An 18,410-nucleotide genomic window follows, 5' to 3' on the forward strand; every position below is an offset into this window, starting at 1 on the left:
CTACGGTCCCCTGGCGGGCGCCCCCCCCCCCGCCCGCTCCCGCCCCCGGCCGCCCCCCCCCCCGTCCCGTGGTCGGCGCACCCCCGGGCGCCCCCCCCCCCCACGGCCCAGGTCGGTGCGTACGCGGTGGCGGCCCATGAGGACGATGCGTTCGGCGCCGAGCAGCTTCGCGCTGATGACGGCGGCCAGGCCCACGGCGCCGTCGCCGACCACGGTGACGCTGTCGCCGCGGGTGACGCCGGCGGTGCGGGCGGCGTGGTAGCCGGTGCACAGGATGTCGGACAGGGTCAGCAGGTCCGGCAGCAGCTCGGAGTCCTCGCCGACCGGCAGTTTCACCAGTGTGCCGTCGGCCTGCGGGACGCGGGCGGCCTGGCCCTGCCCGCCGTCGACCCCGCGCACGCCCCACTGGCCGCCGTGCACGCAGGAGGTGTGCAGGCCCTCACGGCAGTAGGCGCAGGTGTTGTCGCTGTAGACGAACGGGGCCACCACCACGTCGCCGGGCTTCAGGCCGGTGACGGCGGAGCCGGTCTCCTCGACGACGCCGAGGAACTCGTGGCCCATGTGGCGGGGGTTGTCGGTGGACGGCAGCGACTTGTAGGGCCACAGGTCGCTGCCGCAGACGCACGACAGGACGATCCGCACGACCGCGTCGGTGGGGTTCTGGATCTTCGGGTCGGCGACGTCCTCGACACGGACGTCGTCGGCCCCGTACAGCAGGGTGGCTCGCATCGGCGCAGCTCCTCAGGGGGTGTGGGCGGGGTTCGTTCTCAGCGGCAGCGGACGGTGTCGTTCGTTCTTCGCGGCGGCCGGCCTGTGTCCTGACGGTTGGTCTCGCCGCGGTGGTCTCAGGCTTCGGGGATGGCGCGGCCGAAGTCGGCGAGGGTGACCGCGTCGGGCTCGGGGCCGCCGCGCCGGCCGGTCTCCAGTGCGTCGAGGGCGGCCAGTTCATCGGCGGAGAGGTCGAAGTCGAAGACGTCGAGGTTCTCGGCGATCCGCTCGCGCTTGGTGGACTTGGGGATGACGGAGCGGCCCTGCTGCAGTCCCCAGCGCAGCAGCACCTGGGCCGGACTCCTGCCGTGGGCCTTGGCGACGGCGGTGACGGCCGGGTCCTTGAGGACGCTGGTGCGGTGCTCGCCGTAGCCGGGGTAGAAGGTGATGCCCCCGATCGGCGACCATGCCTGGTTGAGGATGTGGTGCCGGTCGTCGAAGTCGAGGACGGCGCGCTGCTGGAAGTAGGGATGGATCTCCAGCTGGTTGACCGCCGGGACCACGGACGTCGCCTCCAGCAGCGCTGTCAGGTGGTCGGCCATGAAGTTGCTGACGCCGATGGCCCGGACTTTTCCTTCGGCCAGGAGCTTTTCCAGAGCCTGGTAGGCGGCGAGGGTCCGGGCGAAGTCCGACGGCAGCGCCTGGTGCAGGATCAGCAGGTCGATCTGGTCGACGCCCAGCTTGGTGGCGCTCTTGTCGAAGGCGTGCAGGGTCTGGTCGTAGCCGTAGTCGCTGATCCAGATCTTCGTCTCGATGAAGAGATCGTCGCGAGGCACCCCGGAGTCGCGGACGGCCTGGCCGACCTCGCGCTCGTTGCCGTAGGCGGCGGCGGTGTCGATGTGCCGGTAGCCCAGTTCGAGGGCGGCGGTGACCGCGGCCCGGGTCTCGGGGGCCGGGGTCTGGAAGACACCCAGTCCGAGGGCGGGCATCTTGACACCGTTGTTGAGGGTGAGGGTCTGCATCACAGGAGCCTTTCTTTGCGGGTGGCCCGTGCGGGCACGATGAGGGTGACGACCGTCAGGACGGCCGGGACGAGCAGCACGGCGGCGCCGGTCAGGGCGCGGCGCGTGCGGTCGCCGATGCCGGTGGGCGTGTGGCCGGTGGAAACGATGGCGGCCACGGCGGTGAGGATGCTCAGGCTCGGCGCGCTGCCGATCTGGCGGACGGCGTCGACCGGGCCCGCTCCCGCGCCTGCGGGGGCGACACCGTCGACACCGCTGGAGGTCAGTTCACCGGCTCGCGCTCCCAGAAGGAGCAGTCCGCCGAAGACCAGGCCGTAGGTTTCGTACAGGGGTGGCGCGCGCACGGTGTTCCTTCGGATCGATTGCGGACCGGGTGGCCCTTTCGGCCTTCTCCATGCAACGCCCTTCTCGCGCGCAGGTGGGAGTCACTGCTCTTCCGGGTACTGGCAGTACCTCGCAGCCGTCCGGAAGCCGACCTACGGTGAAGGAACCCCCGTCCCTCTCGTGGCGCACCGATCCGAAGGAGCAGCCCGTGCCCCGCACACCCATTCCGTCCCGGCCGCAGGCGTGCCGCGCGGGCTCTGTCCCAGCAGCGGGCTCGCAGCACCGGCGGGGCTGTGACCATGGATGCCTCTGAGAAGAAGAACCTGGCCGCGGAGGTCCGCGAGTTCCTGAGTACCCGGCGGGCGCGGATCACCCCGCAGCGGGCCGGGCTGCCGGTCTACGGCGGACAGCGTCGCGTCCCGGGGCTGCGCCGCGAGGAAGTCGCGCTGCTCGCGGGCATGAGCGTCGACTACTACGTCCGCCTCGAACGCGGCAACCTCGGCGGAGCCTCCGACGCGGTACTGGAGGCCCTGGCCCACGCGCTGCAGCTCGACGAGGCCGAGCGCACCCACCTCTACGACCTGGCTCGTGCCGCCGGCGTCTCGGGACGGCGGCCCACCGCGGCCATGACCCAGGTCCGGCCGACGATCGTGCGGCTTCTCGACTCGATGACGGACGTGCCCGCCTACGTACGCAACCGCCGCTTCGACGTCATGGCCGCCAACGCGCTGGGGCGAGCCCTGTACGCGCCGGTCTTCGACTCGCCGCTGTTCGCCCAGCGCGGGCCGGTCAACACCGCCCGTTTCCTGTTCCTGGACCCCGCCGCGCAGAACTTCTGGGTCGACTGGGACAAGGGGGCCGACGACTCGGTCGCCTTCCTGCGCACGGAGGCGGGCCGCGCACTCCACGACAAGGCGCTGACCGACCTGATCGGCGAGCTCACGACCAAGAGCGAGGAGTTCGCGCGCCGCTGGGCCCGCCACGACGTGAAGTTCCACCGCTCCGGCCTCAAGCGCCTGCGCCATCCCCTGGTCGGCGAGCTCGCGCTGCCCTACGAGGCGATGGAGCTGCCCGCCGATCCCGGCCTGCGCCTCAATTTCTACACCCCCGAGCCGGACTCGCCCGAGCGGCAGGCCCTGGGCCTGCTCGCCAGCTGGGCCGGCACCGGCACAGTCGTCCCCTCACGCAACGACTGATACCCACCGAGGAGAACACCTTCATGCACTACCGACCGCTCGGACGCACCGGTGTCCAGGTCAGCCCGCTCTGCCTGGGCGCGATGATGTTCGGCCCCTGGGGCAACGAGGACGAAGCCGACTCGGTACGGATCATCCACCGCGCTCTCGACGCCGGCATCAACTTCGTCGACACCGCGGACGTGTACTCCGGCGGGGTCTCGGAGGAGATCGTCGGCAAGGCGCTCAAGGACCGGCGCGAGGACGTGGTCCTGGCGACCAAGTTCTTCATGCCGATGAGCCAGGACGACCCCAACGCCCGGGGAGGCTCGCGGCGCTGGATCATCCGCGAGGTCGAGAACTCCCTCAGGCGTCTGGGCACCGACTACATCGACCTCTACCAGGTCCACCGCCCCAGCCCGGACACCGATGTCGCCGAAACCCTCGGCGCCCTCTCCGACCTCGTGCACCAGGGCAAGATCCGGTACATCGGCTCCTCGTCCTACTCCGGCTCCCAGATCGTCGAGGCCCAGTCGGTCTCGCGCGAGCGCCACCTGGAGCGGTTCGTGACAGAGCAGCCGCCGTACTCGATCCTGGTCCGCGGCATCGAGGAAGACGTGCTGCCCACCGTGCGGCGCCACGGCATGGGCACCCTGACCTACAGCCCGCTCGCCGGCGGCTGGCTCTCGGGCCGCTACCGCAACGGCTCCTCCTCCGGCCCGGCCTCCGCGGCCCGCCCGGAAGCCCGCTTCGACATGAGCAGCCCGGCCAACCAGCGCAAGCTCGACGCCGTCGAACAGCTCGCGCTCCTCGCCGAGAAGGCGGGCCTGTCACTGATCGAGTTGGCCGTCGCCTTCGTGATCAACCATCCCGGCGTCACCTCGGCGATCATCGGGCCGCGCACCATGGACCAGTTGGAGGCGTTCCTGCCCGCCGCCGACGTCACGCTCGCGGCCGACGTCCTCGACCGCATCGACGAGATCGTCGCGCCCGGCGTCACCGTCAACCCCGCCGACAACAGCTACGGCGACGTCGAACTGCGCGCCGACCAGCGGCGCCGCTGACGTCGGGTCGGTTCGCGGTCGGGCGGGCTGCCAGGAAGCCGTAGGGCGGGACGGTCCGCCTGGTCGCGCTCCGTGGTGAAGGCGCCCTCGACCACTTGAAGGCCGGCCAGAGATCTGCGCCGCGGACTGTTGTCCTTGTACGTACGGGGATTCGCCGGGCGTCACGTCAGTGCAGTGCGACCTCACCGGTGCGGACGGCACGCAGGGCGCGCTCGACGGTCTCCTGGTTCTCACCGACCGGTGCCACGTAGCCCATGACGTCGCGCGCGGCGTCCTCCCCGAGCGTGCGGGTGATCACCCACGTGGCCAGATACTGGGACGCCAGGCAACCGCCCGCGGTGGCGATGTTCCCCTCGGCGTGGAACGGCGTGTCCAGCACGGTGATGCCGCCGGCTTCGACGAAGGGCCGGGTCTTCATGTCGGTGCAGGCGGGCATGCCGTTCAGCAGCCCCAGCCGGGCGAGCACCAGCGCACCGGAGCACTGCGCGCCGATCAGCTGTCGCTCGGGGGCGAGCGGCAGTCTGGCGAGCAACTGGTCGTCGGCGACCACGTCTCGTGCCTTCACTCCGCTGCCGATCAGCACGACGTCGGCTTCGGTCACGAACTCCATCGGGCGCTGCCCGGTCACCTCGACGCCGTTCATCGACGTGACCACCGGCGTCGGTGTCGTGATGAAGGCTTCCAGGCCGTCCTTTCGGCACCGGTTGATCAGTGCGGAGGCGATGAAGCTGTCGAGCTCGTTGAATCCGTCAAAGGTGACCACGGCTACCTGCATGGCATCTCCTCAAAGGCACGGCGCTGTGACGGCACTGGAAGCGCAGCTTCTCAGGCGCCCTGTGTCCGGGTCGCGGGCCAATGGGCGATCGGTGGCCCATCCGCCGGTGCTGCGGTTGTCGGGGGCGGCCGTGCCCTGGAAAGTGGAGACGGGCCGTGCGCGGCGCAGGCCGGCGGAACGACGGCGAGGCCGCGTGGGCCCTCGTCACGGAGAGGAACCAGTGGCATGGCATCCCCATTGAGCGTAAACGTGTTCACGGCGCCGGAGAAGGAGCTGGTGGCCGAGCGGTCCCGGCCCTTCGGACCGCCGCCGGCCTGGGATCCGATGACCTCGACCCTGGTCTTCGGCGAGCACGACGCCGTCCTGGTCGACACCCTCACCACCGCCGCCGAGGCCGAGGCACTGGCGGCCTGGGTACGACTGCACCACCGCAACCTGACCACGATCTACGTCACCCACGGTCACCTGGATCATTTCGCCGGCCTCAGCGTGCTGCTGCGCCACTTCCCCGAGGCCCGCGCCATCGCCACTCCGAAGACGGTCGAGTACGCGCGCGAGCAGGTCGGGGGGCTGCCGTTCTACCGCAAACTGTTGCCCGGCCGGCTTGCGGCCGCCATCACCGTGCCGGAAGCCTGGAACGAGGAGACCTTCTCGCTGGAGGGCCACGAGCTGCGGATCATCGAGCAGGGCCAGACCGACGCCGTCGACTCCACCTCCCTGCACGTGCCCGTCCTGGACCTCGTCATCGGCGGAGACGTCCTCTACAACCAGTGCCACATGTACGTCGCAGCCACCACACCGGAGAGCCGCGAGAACTGGATCGCCGCACTGGACCGCCTCGCCGCCCTGAACCCGAAGATCGCGGTCGCCGGCCACAAGAAGCCGGGCGCCCCCGACACTCCCGACACCATCGCGGCGACCAGGCAGTACCTCACCGACTTCGGCCGCCTCCAGCAGGAGACCGGCAGCGACCAGGAGCTTTACGACGCCATGACCGAGCTGTATCCCGACTGGGTCTGTCATCAGGCGTGGCTGATGTTCGGCTTCTAGCAGGCCTGCGGGTCAACGGGGCAGCGGGGCAACGGGGCAACGGGGCAACGGGGCAACGGTCACGCGCAGCGCTCAACACTCAATGCTCAATGCTCAGCGGGGAAGTCCCCTACGGCCTTGCCGAGGTCGCGTTCGAGGTCACCCTGCGTCTGGAGGCCCCGCTCTGCGAGGTGGTCCAGGCGCTCACGGCTTTCGGGCCGGGCGATCAGGCTCTGGAAGGTCGCGGCGTCGGAGCGGATGTGGGCGGGGGACGCCAGCGTGAGGTCGTTGACGGCACGCTTGGCCGCCCGCACGCCTTCGGGCGGGAAGCCGGCGACGCGTTTCGCCAGGCGCTCGACGAAGCCGTCCAGCTCGGTGTCGGGCAGCGCGCGGTTGATCCAGCCGTAGCGCTCGGCGGTGTCGGCGTCGAAGTCGTCGGCGCCGACGATGGCCTCGATGGCGCGGGTCCGGCCGAGCCGCCGGGTCAGGTGCTGAACGCCACCCGCGCCGGGCAGGGCACCGGTGCCGGACTCGAACTGCCCGAAGACCGCCTTCTCGCGCGAGGCGAAGATCATGTCGCACGCCAGGGCGAGTTCGTTGCCGCCGCCGCGGGCGCGCCCGCGGACCTTGGCGATGGTGATCACCGGAACCCTCGCCAGCTTGTACAGGAACATGCCGAGCGAGGCATCACCAGGGCCGCCCGCCTTCGCGGCCTCCGCCGTGTACTGCGGTACCGCCGTGAGGTCCACGTGCGCGGAGAAGTAGTCCGGCGAAGCGCTGTCGATGACGACGACGCGCACGTCACCCGGGTCGGTGTACAGCCTGTCGACCAGGGAGACCAGGTCACGGACCAGGTCGACACCGAGGAGGTTCAGGGTGCCGGCGTCGAGGGTGGCGAACAGGACGCCGTCCTCCAGCCGGGTCCGGATCGACGGATGGCCGACGCTCATGATGGCTCCCGGAGGTGAGGTGGATGGTGGGACCGAGCCTCTGTCCCAGCATGCGCCTCTCCCCACCGCGGGCACGTGGGGACACCTGGGCCGAGGTCACCGAGGGAATCGCGGCCGAGGTCCCGGCGGGACTGTCACCAGGTGCCGGTGCCGGTGCCGACGGTCCCGGCGGGACTGTCACCAGGTGCCGGTGTCGGCGTACCCAAGAGCGCGCTCAGGTGGGTGCGGTGGACGTCGTCGGCCTCTGCCGCGATCCGCCGGAGAAGGCTTGGTGCGAGTTCGTCGCGCGGCGGGGCTCCCGTCCCCATCCGGACGAGCGCCCCGCGCCACAACCGCTGCCTGCGGCCGATGTGTTCGATCGCGGCAGGCCCGGCATGAACGCATTCTGAGTACCCGTCAGGGGCGGTCGGGCCTCGCGGCAACTGCTGTGCTCCTGCTCGGTGACGTCCGCGGCTGCTCGTATCGATGCTGTGGATCGACAGAGTCCGCTCGCGCCGGTACCGGACCACGAACTTGATGGTCCAGAAGTAGACGGTGACTTCGGGGCTTTGTTCCCGCCCAGCCGCCGATCGGACCTCGGAGCTGTCCGCCCGACCGCCGCCGTCTCAGACCCTTCACAGGTCATGGTGCCCGACCGTGCCGCGCAGAACCTGAACGCATCCTGACCACCGCGCGGCACAACGGACACCGCGAGTCACTTCGGAGCAGCATGGGCCCGATGAACCCCGGCACTGTCCACCGACGCATAGCGGTCCTCCGTCCCTCCTCTGCCTCCACGACGGAAGAAGACCGCCTTGAGCACGGCGCGACCCCCCGCCCACCCACCAACCGACCGTGCCGGCGCCTGGCTCGGACACCGGCTGGGCCGGGCGGTGGTGCTGTCCTACGCCACGGCTGCGCTCCTCCCGGGTCCGGGGCTGTGGCTGCGGCGCGCTCACAGCCTGCCGTTCGGGCACATGGCGCAGGTACCACTGCGCCCTGCCTCGATCCTGCTCGCCCTGGTGCTCTTCTCGGCAGGACTCCAGGTCCCTGTGCGCACGCTGGGCAGCATGCTGCGCAGTCCCAGAGCGATCCTCGCCGGGCTCGTCCTGCACTTGGCGATCCCGCTCCTGGTCATCCCCGTCGTCGCGTTCCTGCTGCACCAAACGCCTGACAGCGACGGCGGCAGCGGCCTGATCACTGCGTTGATCCTCATCGTGGCGATGCCCGTCGCCGCCGGGGCCACGGTCTGGACGCGTGCAGGCGACGGCGACCAGCCGACGATGGTGGGGCTCGTCCTCATCTCCACCCTGCTCAGTCCGATCACCATCCCCTTCGTCATCGGCGCCCTGCTGCCACTCGTGGGCAACGGCAATGCGGCCGCCCTCGCCATGTCCGGGCACAGCACCAACGGCGGCTTCGCCCTGGTCAGCGTGGTCCTGCCTTGTGCCGTCGGCCTCATGTGCCGGTTCGCGCTGCCGACATCCTGGTTGAACCAGGTCCTCGGCATCGTGCTGCCGGCGGCTTTGACCGGCTCTCTCGTCCTGACCTACGGCAACGCCAGCGGTGCCCTCGGTTCCTTTCTGACCCATCCGCGTCCGCTGTTGCTCGCCGCCGCCCTGGCCGCGGCGACGGCGGTCTGTCTTCTGTCATTCGCACTCGGCCACTTCGCAGGACGCCTCTTGAGACTGGAAACCCCGTCAGCCTCCTCGCTCACCCTCGCCTGCGGCATGAACAACAGCAGCGCCGGCGCCGTGCTCATCACCACCGCCCTGCCCGACAAGCCCCACCTGCTTCTGCCCGTCCTCGCCTACGGGCTCCTCCAGAAGGCGGCGGCGAACCGAGTCGTACGCCGACAGGCTTCCCGTGCCGACACCCCGATTCCAAGCCCTGGGGCTGCCTCCACATCCTCATCGTCCACAGTGACGTAGACCGACTAGCGGCAGAGCCGGGCCGACCGAAAAGGAACACGCCGCCTGAGGGCGTTTCCGAGAATCGTGCGGCCCCGGCAGGCGAACCGTGAGTTCGCCGTGCGATCCTTTCCTCCCGATGCGCACCCGGGTACGCCGGGCGTCAGCCTTCCAATCTGTAGCCATGTCCCCGCAGGGTGACGATGCGGGGCAGGCGACAGGGGCGGCTGGACGCGTCCGCTGCCTGCGCGAGCCGGCGGCGCAGGCTTGCCATGGTGACGTCCAGGGTCTTGGTGGGGCCGAACCAGTTCTCGTCCCACACCTCGGCCATGAGGGTTTCGCGCGCAACGGCTGCCCCGGGGTGCCGGGCGAGTGTGACGAGCAGTTCGAACTCCTTGGGTCGCAGGGTGATCTCCTCGCCGTGGAGAGTGCACCTGCGGGCTGTGGTGTCGATGACGAGGTCGTCCAGCTGCACCGGTGGCTGTTCCGTGGCCGTGACAGCTCGTCGGCGCACATGGGCGCGCAGGCGGGCGAGGAGCACGGTCAAGGAGAAGGGCTTGACGAGGTAGTCGTCGGCGCCGGCCTCGAGGCCGGCGATGATGTCGATGTCGTCGGTGCGTGCGGTGAGGATGACGATCAGCAGATCCGGGAAGCGCGCACGCAGGTCTCGTGCGACGTCCAGTCCGTCGATGTCAGGCAGTCCCAGGTCCAGGAGGACGGCGTCGTAGGCGGCGGAACCGGCTTCGGTGAGGGCCGCGACGCCGGTACGGATCCAGGCGGCGGCATAGCCGTTGCCGCGCAGGCCGGTCTCCAGGTGGTGGCCGATGGTTTCGTCGTCCTCGACGACGAGTACGCGCAAGCGGCTTCGACCCGGTGCCGTGGACGTGCCCATGGTGGACAGCGTAGGCCTCCTCGTGGGTTCGGCGATCGTTCCGGCCCTCGGACGCGGTTCATATGTCGCGCAGTTCCTCCACGGCGGGTCGCCGGGTGCTGCGGATGCCGTTGAGGGCTGCGGTCAGTACGGCGGTCAGGGCGGCAAGCCCGGTGAGGGCGAGGTAGGCGCCGGGGACCGCCAGGCCGGCGGGCGGGGGGTCGAAGACACCGGTGAGGACCTTGACGAGCATCTGTGAAAGCGCCCAGCCGATGAGGGCGCCCGTCGCCAGGCCGGTTGCGGCCAGGAGCAGCGCTTCGCTGAGGACCATGCCGCGCAGTTGTCGCTTCGTGGCGCCGAGGACCGTGGCGATGGCGAAGGTACGGCGGCGCTCGGCGAGGCCGAGGGCGAGGACGAGCCCGCCGGCCCCGGCGGCCAGCAGTACGGCGGAGGCGAGTTCGATGCGGGTCAGGCCGGCCAGGTCGACAGCGGTCAGGCTGGTGCCGATCGTGCCGCGGGTCTGCGTCAGGTCGGTGACGGTGGCGCTGCTTCCCAACTGCCCGCGCAGGTGCGTGGCGACCTGCTTCTGCTGGGTGCCACCCGTGTCGATCAGGAAGGCGCCCACCGCGTCGCTTCCGGTGGTCCTGGCGATGTAGGCGGCGTTGGCGACGAAGAAGCTGTCCTTGGGCGCGGTCGGGAACTCTTTGACGACTCCGGCGTAGTGGAAGGGGATTGTGCGCAGGACGTTCGTACGGGCGTCCTGGATGCGGAGGTTGACCGTGTCGCCGGGCTTGAGCTGGAAGTCGTGCACGGTCTCCTCGCTGACCAGCAGATTGTCCGGGCGCTGGGCAAGGCGGCGCATCAACTGGTCGGCGGTGCCGCCGGCGAAGTACGCGTCCTGCAGCGAGGTGGCTCGGGTGATGGTGTCCGGGCGGACGCCGTACAGGTCTTGGAGGTCGGAGCCGACGTAGGCGAACCGGTGCTGAAGCGGCTCGACATGCCGTGTGCCGCTGACCTTGACGGTGGCTGCCGCACTCGGTGGAACGTGGGCGCCCGGAGGTTCGGTGACGGTGACGTCGGCGCCGTTGGTCAACCGGGCGTCCACTTCGGCCTGTTGCTGGTAGGTGGCGTTGAAGACCGCGGTGGACACGGCGAACGAGACGGCGAGGGCGAGCAGGACCACGGATCGTGCGAGCGTGCGGCTTCGGCGCGAGAAGGTGGCCGCGGTGGTGCCGGCCAGGTTCCCGGTGAGCGGGCGAGCCAGTCGTGTCAGGGCGGGGCGGCCGTGGGTGAGGGTCAGCAACGTGAGGCGCCACACGAGCAGACTGGCACCGATCCACAGCAGAACGGGGCCGAGGAAGGCCCAGTACGACACGGAGATGGTGGGCACTCCCTCGGGTGCGAGGACCAGGGCGTACTGGTTGCCCGAGGAGGCACGGAAGACCAGCCACGATCCGAGCAGCAGGACGATGTCCAGGCCGTAGCGCATCCACCAGGGACTGCGGGTGCGACGGGTGCTCGCCTTGCGGGTGTCGGCGACGGTCACCGTGCGCAGGTCACGCAGGGCCGGTATGAGGACAGCCCCGGAAGCCACCGCGGCCCCGAGGACGAAGGCGAGGCCGTACCAGGCCGACCAGGTGGTCGCACGGGCGCCGAAGGACGCGGTGCCGAAGGCGAGCTGCCCGGTCAGGGCGGCCGCACCCAGCCCGAGGAGGCCGCCGAGCAGGCCGATCAAGGCGGCTTCGAGGGCCGCGAGCCCGGTGATCTGCCCGGGGCGCAGCCCGCGCAGGCGCAGCAGTCCCTGCTCCTGGCGGCGGCGCTCGCCACCGGCCGAGGCGACCGCGGCGGTCAGCGCGGCGGCGAGGACGGCGCCGGGGACACCGAGAAAGAGGAAGAGGACCTGCGCGTACAGGGCGTCCTGCCGGGCGGAGTCCAGGGCGGCGCCGACGTTGTCGCCGACGAGCGCGGTGCCGGCGGAGCGGGCCTCCAGATGGTGTGCGGCGCCGGTGACCGTGGTGAAGGCGGCAGCAGGGTCCGTGGGCAGCCGGGTGTGGTCGCGGGCGACGTGGATCTGGGTTGTGACGCTGGTGCTGCCGTGGGTGAGTGCGGCGAATTGAGCGGCGGGCAGGAGCACGATGTTGTCCGGCGGTGCGGTGGGCTGGGACTGGCTCGGCGCGCCGACGGTCTGGAACAGGGAGTCCGCCTGGGGCAGGTCGACCACCCCGCTCACGATGACCTGGCGTCGGCCGACGCCGGGGAGGGTGACGTCGATGGAGTCTCCGGGGGCCGCGTGGAGGTTGGATGCGGTCTGCTGGGCGAGCAGGACGCCGTCCGGGGAGCCGGCGAGGGTGCGGATCTCGTCGGGGAAGTGATTCCGGTAGCCGGCGGGCAGGCCGAGCGCGACGCCGGGCCCCGTGGTCTGGGTGCTGCCCCGCGCGTGGGCGCTGAATCCGGTGGTGTGCGCGTAGCCCACAGGGAGCGCGGCCCGGGTGCCGGGCGTGGTACGGGCCAGGGACAGGACCGTGTTCGGGTCGGCGCCGGGCTGGACCTGGACCTGCCAGTCGACCGCGACCGAGCGCAGCGCGCGCTCGGTCATGGTCGCCTTCGACGCGGTGAGGAAGGAGCCGAGTGCGGCGATCAGGGAGACGGCGAGCGCGACGCCGGCCAGGGCGGCCAGCAGGCGTCCGGTGCGGTGGCGGGCCAGGCCCTTCACCCATGTGGTGATCACGGTGTCTCCTCGGGTGCGAGCAGCCGTCCGCAGCGCATGGTGCGGCGCTGTTCGAGGCGGGCGGCTACGGACGGGTCGTGGGTCGTGACGACGAGGGCGGCCCGCGTCTGCTCCGCGGCGGCCAGCAGGGCGTCCAGGACGCGGGTGCCGCTGGCGTGGTCGAGGCGCCCCGTGGGCTCGTCGGCGAGGATCAGGCGCGGGGCCTGGGCCAGCACCCGGGCGACGGCCACCCGTTGGGCCTGGCCTCCGGAGATCTCCTCCGGCAGCCGGTCGGCCAGGCCCTGGACGCCGACTTGGGCGAGTGCCGCGAGAGCGGTCCGCCGCGCCTCGCTCTCCGGACGGTCGGCGAGGATCAGCGGGAGGGCGACGTTCTCGGTGACGTTCAGGGCGGGGATGAGGCTGTCGTTCTGGAAGACCAGCCCGATGCCGCTCGGTTCCAGGGCCGCGGCTCGGGTGACAGTTCCGCCGGTGGGTCGTTCGAGTCCCGCGATCAGGTGCAGCAGGGAGCTCTTGCCCGAGCCGGACGCTCCGACGACCGCGAGCCGCTGCCCGAGCCGGATCGTCAGGCTCGCTCCGTGCACGGCCACCACCGCCTGCGTGTCCCGGCCGAAGGTGAGGGCCACGTCCGCACAGGTCACTAGCGTGTCATCGGGTGTCATCGGGAGACTCCTCCGGGACGCCACGGGGTGTGAAGGTCGGCCCGTCGCCGGCCTTTCCGTCGTCCAGCGTGATGACCCGGTCGGCGATCCTGACGGCCTCCGCGCTGTGTGTCACGATCAGGACGGCGCAGCCCTCGGCCGCTCGCTGTCTCAGCATCGTGAGGACGAGTTGCTCGGTCTCACCGTCGAGTTCACCGGTGGGTTCGTCCGCCAGAAGGGCGGCGGGCGAGTTCGCCAGGGCGACCGCCAGCCCGGCTCGCGCGAGTTGTCCGCCGGACAGTTGGCGCGGCAGGGCGTGGGCACGATCGGTGATCCCCGCCTGTGCGAGAAGATCATCGGCGGGGACGACCGGCCTGCGGCCCATGGCCCGCTGAGGCAGCCGGATGTTGTCGCGCACGCTGAGGTGCGGCAGCAGGTTGCGGGTCTGCAGCAGGACGCCGATGTGACGGGCACGCAGCCGGGCCCGTTCCGCCTCGGGCCGGTGGCTGACGCGGACCCCGTCCACGCGCACTTCGCCTCCGGAGGGTTCGTCGAGCCCTGCCAGACAGGCCAGCAAGGTGGACTTGCCCGCCCCCGAGGGTCCTACGACCGCGACCGTCTCACCGCGCCGCACCGTGAGGGACACCCCGCGCAGTGCGAGCGTCTCCTCCTCGCCGGCCCGGTAGAAGCGGTACAGCTCACGCGCCGTCAGGACCTCCTCGCCGAGGGGGCGGGCGCGGATGATGTCGGGCGGGGGCGTTGTCACGTTCGTCACCGCCACGCGACGGAGTCACTGACGATGCGCCACGGGTCGACGTTGTCGGCGTTCACCGGGCCGGACAGGGTCAGGTTCACCTCGTGACCCGAGCGGTAGTAGGCGTAGCGCTCGAACGCGTCGCGCGCCACCTTGCCGGTGACCGGGTCCTTGGCCGAGTCGCCCTGATAGGTCAGCAGTACGACGCGGCCCGCGTGCCGGGTCACCTCTGAGACCTTCGGAGAGGCGAACTTCGGAGTTTGCGCGCGCAGCTTCGGAACGACTGTGCCGCTGACCGAGCCGGTCGTGGGGGCGGACGGGGCCGGTGCCGTCGTGATGGTGATGGTGTTGAGCTTGTCCGTGAACACCGTGGTGTCGCCCTGGGCGGTGCGGGCCCAGCCTTCGGGGACCTTGACGGTGAAACCGGTGAAGGTGCCGGCGGTCGGCCGGTAGGCGACATAGGCCTGGTTGTCGGGGATGTCGCCGGGCGGATTGGATTCGGTGGGTGCCGCTTGGACCTGCCCGCCGCCCGCCGAGGATCCGGACGGCGCGGACGCATGCGATCCGGAGGTTGAACAGCCGACGACCGCCGCCACGGCGATCGTCAGTCCGACCGCTGCGAACGCCTGCTTGTATCGTCCCATGGTCACTGCCCTCCCAAGAGGTTCCCGGGCCAGTTGGTCATGGCAGCGACGCTAGGGTGCGGCGGGTTAGCGTTCCGCCCGGCGAGGGTTAGACGAAGGCAAAAGCGGCGCCGCATCGCATCCGGCCAGGTCGCGGGCCCGCATCATGAAGGCATGAGACAGCGCGTGGTGCGAGTAGCCCTGACCGCCGCACTGCTCGCCGTGGTCCTCCTCGCCGTCCCCCTGGCCCTGGTCATCCGGTCCTCGCTCTACACGGCACAGCGCGACGCCCTGGAGCGGACGGCTCTGGCCGGTGCGGTCCACGTCAGCCCGGACTACGTCACCGGTGACCCTGTGGAACTCCCCCGTCCCCCAGCGGGCGGGAGCCTCGGCCTGTACGACCCGAAGGCGCGACTGCGGGCCGGCGGCGGTCCGGCGCGAGGTGATTCCGCGGTGCACCGTGCTCTGGGCGGAGGACTGGTCCGGAGCGGGTCGGGCGGGCAGATCGTCGTCACCGTGCCCGTCTCTCACGCGGAGCGGGTGATCGGCGTGGTCCGGGCGTCCTCACCGGTCGGCTCCGTGCAAGGCCGAGTTCTCGCGGCGTGGGCGGTGCTGCTGGGGGTGGCGGTGCTGGCGGTCTTCATCGCGGTGCTCGTCGCCCGCCGTCAGGCACGCGCGCTGGCTGCCCCGCTGGAAGACCTCTCTCGGCACTGCGAGGCCGTCGCCGAGGGCGACCTGTCCCAACGGTCCGCCCCCAGCAGCATCGCCGAGATCGACCAGGTCGCCCGCACGCACAACGAGATGCTCAACAGCCTCGCTGAACTCCTGCGCCGCGAGCGGGACTTCACCAGCAACGCGTCCCATCAGCTACGCACCCCGCTGGCCGGACTGCAACTGGCCCTGGAGGAAGGGCTCGGCCAGGACGACGAAACCAGACTGCGGCCCGTCCTTGCCGAGGCCCTGGCAACGACGCAGCGCCTGCACCACACGGTGGAAGGGCTTCTGCGCCTGTCGCGTTCGCGGGGCCGGGCCTATCCGGCCGCGACATACGTGCCGGCGCACCAGTTGATTCAGGAGACGGCCGCCCGGTGGCACGGGCTCTTCGCCCGTGATGGCCGGCGCCTGGTGAGCGCTGCCGATGATGTGCCCGCGGATGTCCGGGTTCCGGGCGGGCCCGTGTCCGAGGTGCTCGGCATTCTGCTCGACAACGCCCGGGTGCACGGGCACGGCACCGTCCATATCGGGTTGCGTGACCTGGGGAGCGCCCTGGCCTTCGATGTGACCGACGAGGGCCGTATCGACGGGGATCCGGCACGGCTCTTCGACCGCGGGCACTCCGGGGGTGGCCCGGGCACGGGCATCGGTCTCGCACTGGCCCGGGACCTGGCGGTCTCCCTCGGGGGGCGGCTCTCGGTGACGCACAGCAGCCCGGCCACCTTCATGCTCCTCCTGCCCATCGACGCGGCCCACGTTCGACCACCGCGAACGGTGGACTAGACAAGCCCGTCCCTGAGCAGCTCAGCCGCGGTGACCAGCGGCGCCGCGAGGCGCCCTCCCCTCCGCAGCAGTACACGTTGAACGCGTATCACGTCAGCCTGAACCGACCTGATCGCGTCGGGCGCCACGCGTCCCGCGTTCCTGTGCGGCGCGGCCGGGGCCGCGCCGCTCGGGTCGTCCGGTTCAGCCGCCCAGGACGGTGTTGCCGGTCACCGTGCCGCCGGTGCCGTCGACGGTCACCACGTGCCGTACCCCATCGGGGCCGACGACCACGATGCGCCAGGCCCGGCCGCCGCCCTGCTCCGTGACCGGCGCCAACGACTCGACCTTGCCGTCCTTGACCGCGGAGGCGGCCTTGTCCACGGCGTCCGCCGCGGAGAGCGAGGGCAGCGGGGCCGGAGCCTCGCCGGCCGACAGCCCACGGTCGTCCTCGCCGCGCGAGGCACCCTCCGTGTGACGGATCCGGCCGTCGCGCTGCTTCAAGCCGTCCTGGCCCTCACGGCCTTCGGACTCGGCCCGGAAACCGTCACGCCACTCGCGCGCGTCGGCGGCCACCATCTTGTGCTCGCCGCGGCCGTCCTCCTCGTGGTGGTGGATCGCCGCCGCGGCGACGCCGCCTCCGATCACCACCACGGCCGCCGTGCCGGCCACGGCCCAGCGCGCCCCGCGGCCGCCCAGCCGGCGCCTGCCGGTCGGCTTCGCCGCCGTCGTACCCGGACCGTCCTCGTCCGGCTGCTCCTGCGGTTCCTGCGGTTCCCGCGCACCTACGGATTCGCTCACTGCGCCCACCCCGATCTCCCGGAAGGTCCGGGCCCTGTGCCCGGTCGTCCGGGCACAGCATCGCTGGAGGCTGCTGAAGACTTCCTGAAGACCTGAAGGCACCTTCAGCTTCGTGCCTTCCCCGCCCGGCGACCTGCCACCCTGGGGGCATGCGTGTACTGGTGGTGGAAGACGAGCGCCGGCTGGCCCTGGCGCTTCAGCACGGCCTGACGGCCGAGGGCTTCAGCGTGGACGTCGCCCACGACGGTCTCACCGGACTCACCAAAGCCACCGAGCGCGCCTACGACGTGGTCGTGCTCGACATCATGCTGCCCGGCCTCAACGGCTACCGGGTGTGCCAGCGGCTGCGGGCCACCGGCAGCAACGTCGGCATCCTCATGCTCACCGCCAAGGACGGCGAGTGGGACGAGGCCGAGGCGCTGGACACCGGCGCCGACGACTACCTGTCCAAGCCCTTCTCCTTCGTGGTGCTCGTCGCCCGCCTGCGGGCGCTGGCCCGCCGGATCGGTACCCGGGCCCCGAGACGCACCGTGCTGGGCGACCTGGTGGTCGACTCCGCCGCCCGCACCTGCACCCGCGGGGGCGTGTCCGTCCCGCTCACACCGCGCGAGTTCGCCGTCCTCGACCACCTCGCCCGGCGGGCCGGGGAGGCCGTCTCCAAGCGGGAGATCCTGGACGAGGTCTGGGACAGCGGTGCCGACAGCGACCCCAACACCGTCGAGGTCCATGTCAGCGCCCTTCGACGCAAGATCGACACACCGTTCGGGCGGGCCGCGGTGCAGACCGTCCGAGGCGCCGGATATCGATTGGCGGCCGATGGTGGCTGAGCCGGATCCGACCACGCGGAAACCGAAGCGTCCCGGCATCGTGCCCGGCGCGCGCCACCGGGTCCGTACCGCGCTGCGCCGCCTCACCGGACATCCCCGTCCGGCCGCGCTGATCCGTCGGCTGGCGCCGCGCTCGGTCCGTACCCGCACGACCCTCGCCGCGTGCGCGAGCGTGGCCGTCGTGCTGCTCGCCACGTCGGCCGTCGTCCTGCTCCTGCTGCGGGGCAACCTCGAACGCACCGTGGAGACCGGGGGCCGCGCGCAGGCACGGGACGTCGCCCGCCTCGCCGCGGCCGGACGCCTGCCCCGACCGGTGACGCTCGGCCCCGGAACCGATTTCATCCAGGTCGTCGACGCTCACGGAAAGATCGTGGCGCAGAGCCAGAACCTCACCGGCCGCCCCGCCCTCACGCCCACCGGCACCCGCAACGGCCACCGGACGTACAACCTCGACGCCCTCGGCGAGGAACACCACCAGCGCGTCACCACGGTCACCACCACCAGCCCCACCGGCCCGGTCACCATCCACGTCGGGGCCTCACTGCGCACCGCCGACGCCGCCGAGGACATCACCACCGCGGCCCTCGCCGCCCTCAGCGCCCTGCTGATCTCCACCGTCGGTGTCCTGACCTGGCGTACGACCCGCCGCGGGGGGGGGGCGGGGGGGGGGCACCCCCCCCCGGTGGCCCCCCCCCGCCGCCCCCCCCCGGGCAGCCCCGGGGCCCCCCCCCCCCCCCGCCCAGAGAGAGGGCGCCG

The 18,410-nt window shown here is 71.4% G+C and carries 17 protein-coding genes and 2 pseudogenes; 8 read left to right on the forward strand and 11 right to left on the reverse strand.

The genetic code is table 11. The features are described from left to right. Positions 1-90: 90 nt before the first annotated feature. The 3 genes and pseudogenes from ACFXGX_RS03310 to ACFXGX_RS03320 all read right to left on the reverse strand — a co-directional run. A pseudogene (locus tag ACFXGX_RS03310) lies at positions 91-729 on the reverse strand (alcohol dehydrogenase catalytic domain-containing protein); the annotation flags it as partial. Positions 730-845: 116 nt separating this feature from the next. After that, entirely contained in the window at positions 846-1,730 is an 885-nt protein-coding gene (locus ACFXGX_RS03315; protein WP_384784138.1) for an aldo/keto reductase, read from the reverse strand. Then, positions 1,730-2,074: a hypothetical protein gene (locus ACFXGX_RS03320; RefSeq protein WP_384784140.1), complete on the reverse strand. Its 345-nt coding sequence runs from the start codon at positions 2,072-2,074 to the stop codon at positions 1,730-1,732. The genes ACFXGX_RS03315 and ACFXGX_RS03320 overlap by 1 nt, the downstream gene beginning before the upstream one ends. Before the next feature lie 279 nt (positions 2,075-2,353). Between ACFXGX_RS03320 and ACFXGX_RS03325 the strand changes: the two genes are divergently transcribed. Both ACFXGX_RS03325 and ACFXGX_RS03330 read left to right on the forward strand, forming a co-directional pair. Further along, on the forward strand, positions 2,354-3,250 hold the full coding sequence (locus ACFXGX_RS03325; RefSeq protein ID WP_384784142.1) for a helix-turn-helix transcriptional regulator: 897 nt from the start codon (positions 2,354-2,356) through the stop codon (positions 3,248-3,250). Between the two features lie 23 nt (positions 3,251-3,273). Then, positions 3,274-4,293: an aldo/keto reductase gene (locus ACFXGX_RS03330; protein WP_384784144.1), complete on the forward strand. Its 1,020-nt coding sequence runs from the start codon at positions 3,274-3,276 to the stop codon at positions 4,291-4,293. Between the two features lie 166 nt (positions 4,294-4,459). Here ACFXGX_RS03330 and ACFXGX_RS03335 read toward each other — a convergent pair whose 3' ends face one another. Beyond that, positions 4,460-5,068 (reverse strand): DJ-1/PfpI family protein, encoded by a 609-nt coding sequence (locus ACFXGX_RS03335; protein WP_384784146.1) that lies wholly within the window; start codon positions 5,066-5,068, stop codon positions 4,460-4,462. A gap of 225 nt (positions 5,069-5,293) precedes the next feature. On the opposite strand from ACFXGX_RS03335, the gene ACFXGX_RS03340 reads away from it, so the two are divergent. Further along, entirely contained in the window at positions 5,294-6,118 is an 825-nt protein-coding gene (locus ACFXGX_RS03340) for an MBL fold metallo-hydrolase (protein WP_384784148.1), read from the forward strand. A gap of 86 nt (positions 6,119-6,204) precedes the next feature. Here the strand turns inward: ACFXGX_RS03340 and ACFXGX_RS03345 are convergent, their stop codons facing one another. Then, positions 6,205-7,047 (reverse strand): enoyl-CoA hydratase/isomerase family protein, encoded by an 843-nt coding sequence (locus tag ACFXGX_RS03345; RefSeq protein ID WP_384784149.1) that lies wholly within the window; start codon positions 7,045-7,047, stop codon positions 6,205-6,207. A gap of 227 nt (positions 7,048-7,274) precedes the next feature. On the opposite strand from ACFXGX_RS03345, the gene ACFXGX_RS03350 reads away from it, so the two are divergent. After that, complete coding sequence (locus ACFXGX_RS03350; protein ID WP_384784151.1) at positions 7,275-7,436, forward strand: hypothetical protein; 162 nt, start codon at positions 7,275-7,277, stop codon at positions 7,434-7,436. A 405-nt stretch (positions 7,437-7,841) separates the two neighbouring features. Further along, the gene (locus tag ACFXGX_RS03355; protein ID WP_384784153.1) at positions 7,842-8,957 is read left to right on the forward strand and encodes a sodium-dependent transporter; all 1,116 of its coding nucleotides are present in this window, start codon (positions 7,842-7,844) and stop codon (positions 8,955-8,957) included. Positions 8,958-9,099: 142 nt separating this feature from the next. Here the strand turns inward: ACFXGX_RS03355 and ACFXGX_RS03360 are convergent, their stop codons facing one another. From ACFXGX_RS03360 to ACFXGX_RS03380, 5 genes are read right to left on the reverse strand one after another with little or no spacing between them, the layout of a single operon-like run. Then, positions 9,100-9,828, reverse strand: coding sequence for a response regulator transcription factor (locus tag ACFXGX_RS03360; RefSeq protein WP_384784155.1), 729 nt, complete (start codon positions 9,826-9,828; stop codon positions 9,100-9,102). Positions 9,829-9,886: 58 nt separating this feature from the next. Beyond that, on the reverse strand, positions 9,887-12,535 hold the full coding sequence (locus tag ACFXGX_RS03365; protein ID WP_384784157.1) for an FtsX-like permease family protein: 2,649 nt from the start codon (positions 12,533-12,535) through the stop codon (positions 9,887-9,889). Next, complete coding sequence (locus tag ACFXGX_RS03370; RefSeq protein ID WP_384784159.1) at positions 12,532-13,194, reverse strand: ABC transporter ATP-binding protein; 663 nt, start codon at positions 13,192-13,194, stop codon at positions 12,532-12,534. The genes ACFXGX_RS03365 and ACFXGX_RS03370 overlap by 4 nt, the downstream gene beginning before the upstream one ends. Further along, positions 13,181-13,939, reverse strand: a complete 759-nt coding sequence (locus ACFXGX_RS03375) for an ABC transporter ATP-binding protein (RefSeq protein ID WP_384784161.1) — start codon at positions 13,937-13,939, stop codon at positions 13,181-13,183. The genes ACFXGX_RS03370 and ACFXGX_RS03375 overlap by 14 nt, the downstream gene beginning before the upstream one ends. A 5-nt stretch (positions 13,940-13,944) precedes the next feature. Then, the gene (locus tag ACFXGX_RS03380) at positions 13,945-14,571 is read right to left on the reverse strand and encodes a hypothetical protein (RefSeq protein WP_384784162.1); all 627 of its coding nucleotides are present in this window, start codon (positions 14,569-14,571) and stop codon (positions 13,945-13,947) included. A 153-nt stretch (positions 14,572-14,724) separates the two neighbouring features. Between ACFXGX_RS03380 and ACFXGX_RS03385 the strand changes: the two genes are divergently transcribed. Next, positions 14,725-16,047 carry a histidine kinase dimerization/phospho-acceptor domain-containing protein gene (locus tag ACFXGX_RS03385; protein ID WP_384784164.1) on the forward strand — a complete coding sequence of 441 codons (1,323 nt, stop codon included), beginning with the start codon at positions 14,725-14,727 and terminating at the stop codon, positions 16,045-16,047. 183 nt (positions 16,048-16,230) lie between these two features. On the opposite strand, the gene ACFXGX_RS03390 is transcribed toward ACFXGX_RS03385, so the two are convergent. Next, entirely contained in the window at positions 16,231-16,827 is a 597-nt protein-coding gene (locus tag ACFXGX_RS03390; protein WP_384784166.1) for a hypothetical protein, read from the reverse strand. Between the two features lie 149 nt (positions 16,828-16,976). Between ACFXGX_RS03390 and ACFXGX_RS03395 the strand changes: the two genes are divergently transcribed. Both ACFXGX_RS03395 and ACFXGX_RS03400 read left to right on the forward strand, forming a co-directional pair. After that, entirely contained in the window at positions 16,977-17,654 is a 678-nt protein-coding gene (locus ACFXGX_RS03395; RefSeq protein WP_328455708.1) for a response regulator transcription factor, read from the forward strand. Continuing rightward, a pseudogene (locus ACFXGX_RS03400) lies at positions 17,644-18,410 on the forward strand (hypothetical protein); the annotation flags it as partial. The gene ACFXGX_RS03395 and the pseudogene ACFXGX_RS03400, both read left to right, overlap by 11 nt.

This window comes from Streptomyces sp. NPDC059371, from assembly GCF_042751995.1.
In the GTDB taxonomy this organism is placed as follows: domain Bacteria; phylum Actinomycetota; class Actinomycetes; order Streptomycetales; family Streptomycetaceae; genus Streptomyces.

What these genes read in the sequence shown, in the direction of transcription:
- ACFXGX_RS03315 (WP_384784138.1), bottom strand. Translation starts at nt 1,730, where the DNA reads ATGCAGACCCTCACCCTCAACAACGGTGTCAAGATGCCCGCCCTCGGA.
- ACFXGX_RS03325 (WP_384784142.1), top strand. Translation starts at nt 2,354, where the DNA reads ATGGATGCCTCTGAGAAGAAGAACCTGGCCGCGGAGGTCCGCGAGTTC.
- ACFXGX_RS03330 (WP_384784144.1), top strand. Translation starts at nt 3,274, where the DNA reads ATGCACTACCGACCGCTCGGACGCACCGGTGTCCAGGTCAGCCCGCTC.
- ACFXGX_RS03335 (WP_384784146.1), bottom strand. Translation starts at nt 5,068, where the DNA reads ATGCAGGTAGCCGTGGTCACCTTTGACGGATTCAACGAGCTCGACAGC.
- ACFXGX_RS03340 (WP_384784148.1), top strand. Translation starts at nt 5,294, where the DNA reads ATGGCATCCCCATTGAGCGTAAACGTGTTCACGGCGCCGGAGAAGGAG.
- ACFXGX_RS03345 (WP_384784149.1), bottom strand. Translation starts at nt 7,047, where the DNA reads ATGAGCGTCGGCCATCCGTCGATCCGGACCCGGCTGGAGGACGGCGTC.
- ACFXGX_RS03360 (WP_384784155.1), bottom strand. Translation starts at nt 9,828, where the DNA reads ATGGGCACGTCCACGGCACCGGGTCGAAGCCGCTTGCGCGTACTCGTC.
- ACFXGX_RS03370 (WP_384784159.1), bottom strand. Translation starts at nt 13,194, where the DNA reads ATGACACCCGATGACACGCTAGTGACCTGTGCGGACGTGGCCCTCACC.
- ACFXGX_RS03380 (WP_384784162.1), bottom strand. Translation starts at nt 14,571, where the DNA reads ATGGGACGATACAAGCAGGCGTTCGCAGCGGTCGGACTGACGATCGCC.
- ACFXGX_RS03385 (WP_384784164.1), top strand. Translation starts at nt 14,725, where the DNA reads ATGAGACAGCGCGTGGTGCGAGTAGCCCTGACCGCCGCACTGCTCGCC.
- ACFXGX_RS03395 (WP_328455708.1), top strand. Translation starts at nt 16,977, where the DNA reads ATGCGTGTACTGGTGGTGGAAGACGAGCGCCGGCTGGCCCTGGCGCTT.